The organism is Shewanella sp. SM68, assembly GCF_025653925.1.
Lineage (GTDB): Bacteria > Pseudomonadota > Gammaproteobacteria > Enterobacterales > Shewanellaceae > Shewanella > Shewanella oncorhynchi.
The window spans coordinates 24,466-36,364 of record NZ_JAKKRU010000004.1; the positions used below are offsets into that span (position 1 = coordinate 24,466).

Here is an 11,899-nt window from a genome sequence, read left to right on the forward strand (position 1 = left end):
GATTAAGGAGTTAAAAATGTCCGTAAAATTGATAAAGGCCCTGCTAGGAACCCTAATTCTGGGAACCTCACTCAATGTGACTGCCGCAGATCAAACCCTGCTTAATTCCTCTTATGATATCGCACGGGAATTATTCAATGCCTACAACCCCGTTTTTGCCAAACATTGGGAAGAGAAAACAGGTAAAACCGTCGAAATTAAACAATCCCATGCAGGATCATCTGCACAGGCACGCTCTATTCTGCAGGGATTACCCGCAGATGTGGTGACGTTTAACCAAGTAACAGACGTTCAGGTCCTCCATGACCGCGGTAAATTGATCCCTGAAAATTGGCAACAATTACTGCCTAACGCCAGTTCACCTTACTATTCCACCATCGCATTTTTGGTACGCAAAGGTAACCCAAAGCAGATCAGCGACTGGGGCGATTTAGCGAGAGATGACATTAAACTGGTCTTTCCTAACCCAAAAACCTCCGGTAATGCTCGCTACACGTATTTAGCCGCATTAGGTTATGCTCAGAAAAACTATGGTAAGGATAATCAGGCTAAACTGGATCAATTCCTGAAAAAATTCCTCGGAAATGTCGCAGTATTTGATACAGGCGGCCGCGGTGCGACCACCTCCTTTGTTGAACGTGGGATCGGTGATGTATTAATTACCTTTGAATCGGAAGTGAACAATATCCGCCAGCAGTATGGTACGGACGATTACCAAGTGGTTGTACCAAAAACCTCGATTCTGGCAGAGTTCCCCGTCGCTATAGTTGAAAAAAATGCTAAGCGTAACGGTACACAGGAACTCGCAACTGAGTATTTGAATTATCTCTACAGTGAAGAAGCACAACGTCTACTGGCAGGATTCAGCTATCGTGTACACAACGAAAAGGTAAAAGCTGAGTTTGCTAAGCAGTTCCCTACCGTTGACCTGCTGACTGTTGAGCAAATCATCGGTGGTTGGGATAATGCCATGAAAACGCAGTTTGCTAACGGTGCAAAACTCGATGAGCTATTAAAGCGCTGATGTCGTCCTTAATGTAGTAAGATATCAACATTGAACCCGAGCAAAGTCTCGGGTTTATCGCTAATTGGCATTTATCAATCAGTGTTAGCCGTAAAGATTGCATCCAACAAATGGCTTGAGCCAACAACGAGCGAACCGTATAAATAGTATTGGTTTAACACAATTAACCTGATCGGGTGATTATTCTGTGATTTTTAATAACGGGCGTTTACGCCATAAGCGGGTTCTTCCCGGTTTTACCATCAGCTTAGGTGTGTCCCTGCTGTTTGTCAGCCTAATCCTATTATTGCCGACCACAGGACTAATCATGCAGACCAGTTCAATGAGCTGGTCCGAATACTGGGGCGTGATTGCCGATCCCAGAGTGGTTGCCAGTTACCGAGTCACCATACTATCGGCGCTCGCGGCATCATTATTTAACTGCCTTTTCGGATTATTACTCGCATGGGTACTCGTGCGTTATGAATTTCCCGGCAAACGCATTTTAGATGCCTTGGTAGATTTACCCTTTGCCTTGCCGACCGCCGTTGCCGGTATCACCTTAGCCACCCTTTATGCGGAAAACGGCCAAATCGGTAGTCTATTGGCTGAATGGGGCATAAAAGTTGCCTACACCCCGCTAGGCATAGTGGTCGCGATGATTTTCACCAGTATTCCCTTTGTGGTTCGTACAGTACAACCCGTTCTCGAAGAGTTATCCCACGAGGAAGAAGAAGCGGGAATGACGCTTGGCGCCTCGGATCGTTCGGTATTCTGGCGGGTTATTTTGCCCTCCCTTTGGCCAGCATTAATGATTGGAACGGCACTGTCTTTTACCCGCAGTCTGGGTGAGTTTGGTGCAGTGATCTTTATCGCTGGCAATATGCCTTATATCAGTGAAATCACTTCGTTAATGATCTTTGTCCGCCTACAAGAATTTGATTTTGCAGGTGCCAGCGCCATTGCCTCTGTGGTTCTGATGACCTCGTTACTGCTATTACTGCTGATAAACCTGTGGCAGGCGCGTTATCTGCGCCGCATTCATGGACGATAAGGAGCAAATATGAACTCATTTAAACCCTTAAGAGTCGGTGAAGCGCCCCTGATCAAATGGAGCCTTATTACCCTCGCCGTGCTCTTGGGCTTGCTATTGTTGCTATTGCCGTTGGTGAGTATTTTTCAGCAGGCGTTTGTCGGAGGTTGGGAGCGTTATATTGGGCACCTAACTCAACCGGATTCGCTGCATGCGATTGGTTTAACACTGATGGTGGCAGCACTCACAGTACCAATCAATTTAGTGTTCGGAATCATGCTGGCCTGGAGCGTGACTCGCTTTGAATTCCCCGGTCGCAAGTTACTGATCACGCTGATTGATATTCCATTTGCGGTCTCCCCTGTCGTCGCAGGTTTGCTCTATTTGCTGCTCTATGGCAACAGTGGTTGGCTTGGCGAATGGCTATATGAGCACGATCTGCAGATCATGTTTGCTTGGCCAGGAATACTATTAGTGACCATTTTTGTCACTTGCCCCTTTGTGGCCAGAGAACTGATCCCATTGATGCAACAACAGGGCGCATCGGAAGAAGAAGCTGCAGTGATCCTTGGAGCGTCATGGTGGCAACTCTTTCGCCGCGTGACCCTACCCAACATCAAATGGGCACTGATTTACGGTGTGATCCTCACCAATGCCAGAGCCGTAGGAGAATTTGGTGCCGTTGCTGTCGTATCTGGCAACATTCGCGGCGAAACCAATACCTTACCTTTACATGTGCAATTATTGTATGAAGATTATCAGGCCGAAGCCGCCTTCGCGAGCGCGTCATTACTGGCCCTGATCGCCCTATTTACCCTAATGTTAAAAGCCGTAGTGGAATGGCGGCAACAACGCAGTTTAACCGCCAATGACAATAAAGAGCAGAGCCAACTATGAGTATTCGTCTTACTAATATTTCCAAGAAATTTGGCCAATTTCAGGCGCTTTCCCCACTTAATCTCGATATTCAAGAAGGGGAAATGATTGGTCTGCTGGGACCATCAGGTTCAGGCAAAACCACACTGCTGCGGATTATTGCCGGTCTTGAAGGAGCCGATAGCGGCCAAATTCAATTCGGCAACCGAGATGTCACTCAAGTGCATGTGCGTGAAAGACGCGTAGGTTTTGTGTTTCAAAACTACGCGCTGTTTCGCCATATGACGGTCGCCGATAACGTCGCCTTTGGACTCGAAGTCATGCCGAAAAAACAAAGGCCTTCGGCGGCAGAAATTCATAAGCGAGTGACACAACTGCTAGAAACAGTACAACTAGGCCATCTCGCACAGCGCTATCCTGAACAACTCTCGGGTGGACAAAAACAGCGCATTGCGTTGGCCCGTGCACTCGCAACCCAACCAGAAGTCTTGCTACTGGATGAACCCTTTGGCGCCTTAGATGCTAAAGTGCGTAAAGAACTACGCCGCTGGCTACGCAGCCTGCATGATGAATTGAAATTCACCAGCGTGTTTGTGACCCACGATCAGGATGAGGCGCTTGAGCTTTCAGATAGAGTGGTAGTGATGAGCAATGGTCATATAGAGCAGATTAATACACCTGCTGAGCTATACTCGCACCCCAATAGTCGCTTTGTGTTTGATTTTCTTGGTAACGTCAATGTCTTTGAAGCCAGTTGGCAACAAAAACGTTGGGAAAACGGTCAAGCATTTTTAACACCTCCAGAACAGCAAACACTGCAGCAAGATGGTGTTCTCTATGTACGCAGTCACGAATTAGCGCTGTCAAATAAGCCCAATAGTCAGGCCAATTTGCCGTTCAATATTGTCGCCATGACCCCCATCGGCGCCGAAGTAAGACTGGAATTAGCCCCACATGGCTGGCATAGCGAAGAGCAGTGGGAAGCCAAATTCACCCACCATAATCTGCAGGAACTCGGGTTGCAAAAAGGCAGTGTAGTTTACGCTACCCCAAGAACAGCTTACTTCTTTGGTGCGCAGGGTGAGAGTTCACCGACGCGTCTAAGTTGGCCATTCCTGACTCCGGGCAGTCTCGCCTTTGATATCTAATGTCATCATGATAGGAATAAGCAGCATTAGCGGTACCACAGGGAGTGGATATCGCTAAGATTCAAACCATTTAGAGAGATATTGTCACGCCAAACACTAAAGCACTCATTAGGCATTGCCGCGACAACTTTTGGTGATAGCGACAGCTTTGATTTTTGATGCAAGCGGTAACGAGAAAGCCCAAGATACTGCCAAAAACGTCAGCTAGATCTTGGTGCTGTCCCCTCCGAAGAAGTGATTAATTATAGATGGCATATACAGCCCATCCATGTTGAATCAATAGAGCTGATAAGCAGATTTACATCTAACAATCAATACATTAGATATTTATAACAAATAATTGTTGCAGAAGTACTCATAAAATCAGCGGGTAAACGAATTAACTAACCGAGGTTAATAATTCCAATTTCAGCCTATACATTTCATCAACTGACACCACTTTCACGCTGCTTATTTCAATAGAACCTTCTTTCGCCCATAAAAATGGATAAAAGCTCAGGCATTTATCTGTAGCTATCTGTGAATAGTTTTTTTGAAAGCGATCTTTACCTAAACTCGCATAAAACTCATTGATTCTCTTTGTAGCTGACCATTGAAAAAAATCTGTGAATCCGATTTCTAATCCTTCCCAATGAATTGAGTCTGGCGACCAATAGTATATATTCCCAACATCTGCACCTAAACCGCCGCCGTTGATAGCAAAAAATCCACCAACTACGTCATTCGCCACTAAAAGATAATGTGCACTTCTATTCCAATCAGTAAGGTTTCTAGACAATCTTTCATGTCCAGAGCCGAAAAATCGAATCCATCCATTGTCGATCAAAATCCCACCGGTTTCGTAGGCAATAGCCCCTAATACCGAACGAGTCGATACCTGAAGGGATTCAAGTACTTCAACCCGATCCTTTGACGGCGGTAGTATCTCTACACAATGCTCAGCACCAGCAACCATTTCATTGACTACTTTTATGCCAGAGTCTTCGATATCAATCAGTTCATATATACTTTTCAATCTCTTATCCTTGTATCACTAATATCCAGTAAAACGACTCATCATTCATAACGGTACCTTGGGAATGTCGAAAATAACTAAGCTAATGTAACGTTTAAAAATGCTAGTTAGCACTCATGGTACCAAGCAAAAATCTTACTCATGGGCATTCACGGTTCGGCCTGCTGCCCATTGTCGTAGCGCATTGATTTTATCGCTCATGACCACAGATAAAGGCCGTGTCTTACTAAGTTCTTCAAGTAATAGCACTTGGTCGACACTGCACTCGACACTTCTTGCGGTATACATGGCAGCAATAACGGCTTGCTCGATTTCGGCGCCGGAAAATCCTTGGCTACGCGCCGATAACTGGGCGAGATCTAAGCTCGCCACATCGATTCCACGGCGCTTACAGTGGATTAAGAAGATGGCTTTGCGTATAGCTTCGTCGGGTAAATCGACAAAAAAGATTTCATCCATCCTGCCCTTTCGCATCAACTCTGGCGGCAGAACTTGAATATCATTAGCGGTAGCCACCACAAACACTTCAGATTTACGCTCCGCCATCCAGGTAAGTAAGGTGCCGAGGATCCGCGTCGAGGTGCCCTCATCGCTGCAACTCCCGCTTAAGCCTTTTTCAATTTCATCTATCCAAAGCACACAGGGCGACATCATGTCAGCCAGATCCAGTGCATTACGCAGGTTCTTCTCGGTTTCGCCTATGTATTTGTTATATAAGGCTGCCATATCGAGCCTGAGCAAAGGTCGTTGCCAGACGCCCGCAACGGCCTTAGCCGCGAGGCTCTTACCACTGCCCTGAACGCCCAGCAGTAAAATCCCCTTGGGCGCATCGAGCGCTTTGACGTGCTGAACTGGAGTCGGCTGGCCGCCTTGGTCAATGGCGCTGACAGCCACTATGGGCGAGCGCTGCTTGAGCCATTTTTTAAGATTATGTAGTCCTGCGACCTGTGAAAAATCACTGGTGTCGTATTCAAATTGCAGCACACCATTAAGATCGAGTAGCTGAAACTTGGCTTTATTGATAGCGTCGATATCTGACAAGGTAATAGCACCGTCATTGACTATGGCTTTGCGTACGAGACGACGGGCATCGTCTAAAGTCACGCCCCGCAGATTATCGGCTAATTTGACCACTGCAGCATCATCGACCTGTAGCGGCGTACCTTGGTGACGAATTTTATCAACTTCAAGATAAATCAGATTTTGCAATTGCACTGTACTTGGCAAAGTTAAGTGAAAATATGCGCAATAACGTTTGATTTCAGGCGGGATTTCAAAGGCGTGACTCACCAGCACTAAGGTGTGCTGCAGCGTCTCATACTCAAGGGCTATCTCTTTGAGTAAGCGTACGTTCTTTGGCGCGTCAACCACAAAGGGATGAAAATCGCACAGCACATAAATTCCCTGCTGCGAGGTTGATTTAATTTGCCCGAGCAGATCTGTAGGTTCGCTATTAAACTTTTGCGCCGCCAAGGGCTTATCGACCCTTGCTAGGCCTTGGGTGATGCTCCATGTAAACACAGGTTGATAGAGCACACTTGCGACCCGCTTAAGCAGCTCAACCACGCGATATTCTTCATAGGTTTCAATCACTACAATTGGCGTATTGGAGCGCAGCACTGAGGTTAAATCGTGAATATCTTGCATGCTTTCAAATTCCTTTTTATTCACCCAAAAATGTGTCACAAAAAAGTCCAGCGAACTGGACTTGATACAACAGACAAAAGTTAACCGATTAAGGGTTAATGTCCATCAAAAAACAAGTAATTCAGCCAACCTTGCATCCTCAGCAATACTTTACGCATCACAGCGACATGATGGAAATGTTCAGTATAAATTGCAACCTGCCCAGAAACACCCGCAGGAAATTGCGTACGGATAGCATCATCTTCGATATCAATCAGCACAATAACGCGACCATTTTGAAATAAACGAGCCGATGACTGCAGCGCGCCGCCCATTTGAACTTCACCTTCAGCCATAGCGGGTAATATTTTCGCCACTTTTCCCTTAAAGATTTGTCCTGGAGCGGCATCCAATATCACTTCAGCTTCATCACCTTCCTGCAAACGCATTAACGAGTTTTGCCAGAATGCCCCCGCAAAGTAGCGTTGCTCGTCGGGAATAAAGCTCATTACGGGACGTAATGGTAAAGGCACTGCCATCGCTCCCGCACGAAGTACCATTTGCGTCACCACACCATCTGCAGGTGCCCGCACGACTGTCTGTTCTAAATCGTAGAGTGCACTGGCTAAATCAGCTTGCAAGCCAGCCACTTTGGTATTAACACCATCAATATTAGATTCATAGGCCAGCCTGACACGCAGTTCTTCAGCATTCGCGACGGTCAGTTGTGCCTCTGAGGCTAAGTACAATTGACGCCTATTATCGAGTTCCAGTTCAGTAAAAGGCGAATTCGCGCCCCCTTTCTTGCGGCCTAACTCATAACGCTCGAAGGCAGATTTATTACGGTCTTTATCGGCCCTAGCGCGCTCTACATTAGCCTTAGCCGACTCCCACGCCGCGGCGAGTTGTGGCACTTGGAGCTCTGCTTCCATCAAAGCAGCGCGTTTACGTTTAACAACGGCCTCGAAGGGAATAGGATCGAGACGAAATAACACATCCCCTTGTTTAACTGGCATATTAGGCTGCACTTCCACCGAAGTCACTAAGCCTTTTACTGCGGGTGTGATAGGGATAGTGACAAAATATTCACGGGCAAAACGAGAATAAGGATGGTTGTAATTCATCACGAGCAATAAGGTACCAATAATGAACACCCCGCCCAGCACTGCGGTGGGAACAGTCCATTTATTCATCGGAATTTTAAAGACTTTAAAGATAGTAATACACACGGCCGCATAGGTGAGTATGAGTAATAAATCCATGTTATACCTCAACTTTGTCTGTTTTTATCGCATCCACAGCAGGCGCTATATTCATGGGAGTTATTTGCTCTAACTGTTCAAGCCGAGTCTGAAGCCCTCTGACCGTCTCGCGCAATGAATTCACATCCTCCTCTAAAACTAATTCTCGCTTCATTACAGTATTGAACCCCCAACCGCGATCTTCACGGTATAAAGTCGCCCAGATCCATAAAAATGGCCAAATTGCATGTAGGGTGAATAGACTCACCCACCCAGCGATATGCAATGCATCTTGCTGGGGATGATTACGCTTTTTGGCTATTTCATAGGGGATATCATGAATGGCAATGACACCATAAAACATGATAATGATGACGAAAAACAAAATACCTAACGCAAAGTAATCTAAGAACATCCGCATCTCCTTGTATTAATAATATGTATTCCATCCCAAAGATTAGTGGATGGTCCCCAAACATGCTAGAAACATAAAATTAACATTTGAATTTACTCTCAACCTCAGCTCCAATATTAACCAAAGATATGCTGTTTCGTTTTTGCCCCCAGTGATCCGGGACACACTTGTCGATTTACTCCATGATCCTAAAGCCTGTTCAGGCTAAACTAGCCACATCATTGCGGCATAGAACGCAAGCATAAAACCCATCATCCCTACAATCTCAAAGGTACCCACACATGATAGGCACTCCCTACACTGAGGGCGCACGACGCGCCATGTTGCTCGGCTGCGGTGAACTTGGCAAAGAAGTGGCCATTGAACTGCAACGCTTAAGCGTTGAAGTGATTGGCGTTGACCGTTACGCCAACGCCCCCGCCATGCAAGTCGCGCATCGCTCCCATGTGATCAATATGCTCGATGCCAACGCCCTGCGTGCCGTTATCGAGTTAGAAAAACCGCACTTAGTCATCCCAGAAATTGAAGCCATCGCCACCCAAACCTTAGTGGACATGGAAGCCGAAGGGGTGAATATTATCCCAACAGCTCGGGCAACGAAGCTCACTATGGACAGGGAAGGTATTCGTCGTCTCGCCGCTGAAACCTTAGGTTTACCGACTTCTCCGTATTTTTTCTGTGATACCGAAACCAAATTTAATCAAGCGATTAGTGAAATTGGCGTGCCTTGTGTGGTGAAGCCAGTCATGAGTTCCTCGGGCAAAGGCCAAAGCGTTATTCGCGATATCGCCCTCAGCCATAAAGCGTGGCAATACGCCCAAGAAGGCGGACGCGCTGGCGGCGGTCGCGTGATAATCGAAGGCTTTATTCCCTTCGATTATGAAATCACCCTGTTAACCATCAGCGCAGTCAACGGCATTCATTTTTGTGCTCCCATTGGCCACAGGCAAGAAGATGGCGATTATCGCGAGTCATGGCAGCCACAAGTCATGTCCGATGAAGTGCTAGCAAAATCCCAAGCGATTGCGAGCAAAGTCGTCGAAGCCCTTGGCGGTTATGGACTATTTGGCGTAGAACTGTTTGTTAAAGGTAATGAAGTGTATTTCTCTGAAGTCTCGCCAAGACCCCACGACACAGGCTTAGTCACACTCATCAGCCAAGATTTATCGGAATTTGCCCTGCATGTTAGAGCTATTCTCGGCCTGCCTATTCCCAATATCCATCAGCATGGTCCAAGTGCCTCGGCGGTGATTTTGGCCGAAGGTACCTCAACCAATATCCGCTATCAAGGGATTGGTGCGGCATTAGAAGCGGTCAACACTCAGCTTAGATTATTCGCCAAACCCGATATTGATGGTCGCCGCCGTTTAGGTGTCGCACTTGCCCGTGATATCAATATCGACAGCGCAATCAGCAAAGCACTCGATAGCGCCAGTAAAGTGAACGTCATCTTTTAAGCGGGTTGAACCGTTTAAAATTGGCTTTAAGCACAAGCGACACATCAAAGGGAAATGCGCTTTAATGCCATTTCCCTTTTTCAACACAGAGCCGTATCTAAAATCCGTACCAATAAAAAGTGACAGCCCAAAATCGACAGTCCCAAATCGACAGAGTAAACTAACGCCCTTTCTTGCTTGCCCTCATCCTAAGTAGTGGCTTAACCCAGATAATTAACCCAGATAATTAACTCCGATAATTAACCCAGATAAGTAAAACCAACAGTAGACCCCAATATGCATCTTCAGCCTTCTTGCTTTACCTCTTTCACACAAGCCATTGATGCCTATGCCCTGCCGCAACGTTTTACCTTTCCTTTCTATTACGAACCGCATCCATTATGCGTGATCGCAGCCAACGAATTACAACGCCACCTTGAGACTCAAAACGATTGGCAACATAACTTTGGCCTCACGGGCGAGTTAACGGGTGCCATTGGTAAAATGTTTGGTGTGCTTTTAGTGCAAGATCCGCAGGGAAAAGTGGGCTATTTGTCGGCATTTTCGGGCAAGTTAGCTGAGCAGAACCATTGGCCAGGCTTCGTTCCACCTGTGTTTGATATGCTGGCTAAGGACAATTTTTTCCACGCCGAAAATCTGCAAATCAACCAAATTAACGAGCAGCTACTTGCAGTAGAAAATCACCCCGATATTCCTCGGCTATCGAACGAACTCAACGCTGAGCAAGCTCAAGCACAAGCCAAGCTTGCCGCCCACAGGCAAGTGATGATCGACGGCCGTCAATCCCGCAAGACGCAGCGCAATCAACTCGCAGTGCAATGGGCTGCCAATCCAACTGATGATACTTTACGTGAAAATACTGCAATCGAAGCTAAACTCAGCCAAGAAAGCATTAACGAAAAGAATCAGTTAAGAGATATTAAACGCTATTGGGATGAACGTATCCATGCCATCAGCCAAGCGTTAACTCTGCTCACTGATAAGCGTGACGCGTTAAGACTACAGCGTAAACAGCTCTCGGCGGCGCTGCAGCAAAAGCTGTTTGAGCAGTATCGTTTTTTGAATATTCGCGGCGCAGAAAAAAGCCTTAACGGCATATTTAACGGGACGGTTGAGTTAACACCGCCCGCAGGCTCAGGGGAATGTGCCGCCCCTAAGTTGCTACATTACGCCTTTAAACACTGTCTTAAACCATTGGCGATTGCCGAATTTTGGTGGGGGGCGCCGCCAAAATCAGAAATTCGCCAACATAAGCAGTTTTATCCTGCCTGTCTGCGTAAATGCCAACCTATCTTGGGGCATATGCTCGAAGGACTTGTTGTCGATGATAATCCGCTGCTGACGAACCCCGCCGAAGGCAAAACCTTAAGCATCCTCTACCAAGACGAGGCGATGGCGATTGTGAACAAACCCGCCGAGTTTTTATCAGTGCCCGGCAAAGAGATTGAAGACTCAGTGTATTCGCGCATGCGTCAAACGTTTCCCAATGCCACAGGACCACTTATCGTCCACAGGCTCGATATGTCGACCTCGGGATTAATGGTGATCGCATTGACAAAAGACGCCCATAAACAGCTGCAAAAACAGTTTATCCAGCGCACTGTAACTAAGCGTTATGTGGCACTTTTAGCAGGGATCCCTACAGCAATGGCAGATAAGCCGGCAGCGGGAAAAATCTCTTTACCCCTACGTGGCGATTTAGACGATAGACCGAGACAACTCGTTTGCTATGAATTTGGCAAAGCGGCCCAAACCTATTGGGAATTAAGCCATATCGATGAAATGGCACGTACAGCCCGCGTATATCTATCCCCAAAAACGGGCCGAACCCATCAGCTCAGAGTTCACTGCGCCCACTCAGAAGGGCTAAATACGCACATTGTGGGTGACGATCTGTACGGCACTCGCGCCAATCGCCTGCATCTGCATGCCGATTTATTGATGCTTCAACATCCCGTCACCCGTGAACAGATGCGCTTTCAAGTCGATCCTGATTTTTGAGATCTGAGTTCTGATATTGATTAACAAGGCACCAAAAGGAAAACCAAGCTTAGTGGGCATTATCAGAAGTTTGACCGCGATGTA

General features: G+C 46.8%; 10 protein-coding genes. 6 read left to right on the forward strand and 4 right to left on the reverse strand.

All coding sequences use genetic code 11. The features are described 5' to 3' along the window. Nucleotides 1–16: 16 nt before the first annotated feature. The 4 genes from cysP to L5M40_RS08140 all read left to right on the forward strand — a co-directional run bounded on the left by cysP (nt 17) and on the right by L5M40_RS08140 (nt 4,060). Nucleotides 17–1,024 (forward strand): thiosulfate ABC transporter substrate-binding protein CysP, encoded by a 1,008-nt coding sequence (cysP, locus tag L5M40_RS08125; protein WP_263175718.1) that lies wholly within the window; start codon nt 17–19, stop codon nt 1,022–1,024. 187 nt (nt 1,025–1,211) lie between these two features. Then, a complete protein-coding gene (gene cysT, locus L5M40_RS08130; protein WP_105249982.1) occupies nt 1,212–2,057 on the forward strand; it encodes a sulfate/thiosulfate ABC transporter permease CysT in 846 nt (281 codons plus the stop codon). 9 nt (nt 2,058–2,066) lie between these two features. Further along, nucleotides 2,067–2,933 (forward strand): sulfate ABC transporter permease subunit CysW, encoded by an 867-nt coding sequence (gene cysW / locus L5M40_RS08135; RefSeq protein ID WP_028759251.1) that lies wholly within the window; start codon nt 2,067–2,069, stop codon nt 2,931–2,933. Further along, nucleotides 2,930–4,060: a sulfate/molybdate ABC transporter ATP-binding protein gene (locus tag L5M40_RS08140; RefSeq protein WP_263175719.1), complete on the forward strand. Its 1,131-nt coding sequence runs from the start codon at nt 2,930–2,932 to the stop codon at nt 4,058–4,060. The genes cysW and L5M40_RS08140 overlap by 4 nt, the downstream gene beginning before the upstream one ends. 379 nt (nt 4,061–4,439) lie before the next feature. Here the strand turns inward: L5M40_RS08140 and L5M40_RS08145 are convergent, their stop codons facing one another. The 4 genes from L5M40_RS08145 to L5M40_RS08160 form a co-directional block, all read right to left on the reverse strand. Next, nucleotides 4,440–5,075, reverse strand: coding sequence for a DUF2625 domain-containing protein (locus tag L5M40_RS08145; RefSeq protein ID WP_263175720.1), 636 nt, complete (start codon nt 5,073–5,075; stop codon nt 4,440–4,442). A gap of 135 nt (nt 5,076–5,210) precedes the next feature. Next, the gene (locus L5M40_RS08150; RefSeq protein WP_263175721.1) at nt 5,211–6,722 is read right to left on the reverse strand and encodes an AAA family ATPase; all 1,512 of its coding nucleotides are present in this window, start codon (nt 6,720–6,722) and stop codon (nt 5,211–5,213) included. Between the two features lie 95 nt (nt 6,723–6,817). Then, the gene (locus L5M40_RS08155) at nt 6,818–7,963 is read right to left on the reverse strand and encodes an HlyD family secretion protein (RefSeq protein WP_263175723.1); all 1,146 of its coding nucleotides are present in this window, start codon (nt 7,961–7,963) and stop codon (nt 6,818–6,820) included. 1 nt (nt 7,964) lies between these two features. Beyond that, on the reverse strand, nt 7,965–8,357 hold the full coding sequence (locus L5M40_RS08160) for a DUF3302 domain-containing protein (RefSeq protein WP_028759246.1): 393 nt from the start codon (nt 8,355–8,357) through the stop codon (nt 7,965–7,967). A 281-nt stretch (nt 8,358–8,638) separates the two neighbouring features. Here L5M40_RS08160 and purT point away from each other — a divergent pair, with 281 nt between their 5' ends. Then, nucleotides 8,639–9,814, forward strand: coding sequence for a formate-dependent phosphoribosylglycinamide formyltransferase (purT, locus tag L5M40_RS08165; protein WP_263175725.1), 1,176 nt, complete (start codon nt 8,639–8,641; stop codon nt 9,812–9,814). 276 nt (nt 9,815–10,090) lie between these two features. Next, nucleotides 10,091–11,815, forward strand: coding sequence for an RluA family pseudouridine synthase (locus tag L5M40_RS08170; RefSeq protein WP_263256504.1), 1,725 nt, complete (start codon nt 10,091–10,093; stop codon nt 11,813–11,815). Nucleotides 11,816–11,899: the final 84 nt, after the last annotated feature.

Coding starts and splice junctions, on each gene's coding strand:
- cysP (WP_263175718.1), top strand. CDS start 17: ATGTCCGTAAAATTGATAAAGGCCCTGCTAGGAACCCTAATTCTGGGA.
- cysW (WP_028759251.1), top strand. CDS start 2,067: ATGAACTCATTTAAACCCTTAAGAGTCGGTGAAGCGCCCCTGATCAAA.
- L5M40_RS08140 (WP_263175719.1), top strand. CDS start 2,930: ATGAGTATTCGTCTTACTAATATTTCCAAGAAATTTGGCCAATTTCAG.
- L5M40_RS08150 (WP_263175721.1), bottom strand. CDS start 6,722: ATGCAAGATATTCACGATTTAACCTCAGTGCTGCGCTCCAATACGCCA.
- L5M40_RS08155 (WP_263175723.1), bottom strand. CDS start 7,963: ATGGATTTATTACTCATACTCACCTATGCGGCCGTGTGTATTACTATC.
- L5M40_RS08160 (WP_028759246.1), bottom strand. CDS start 8,357: ATGTTCTTAGATTACTTTGCGTTAGGTATTTTGTTTTTCGTCATCATT.
- purT (WP_263175725.1), top strand. CDS start 8,639: ATGATAGGCACTCCCTACACTGAGGGCGCACGACGCGCCATGTTGCTC.
- L5M40_RS08170 (WP_263256504.1), top strand. CDS start 10,091: ATGCATCTTCAGCCTTCTTGCTTTACCTCTTTCACACAAGCCATTGAT.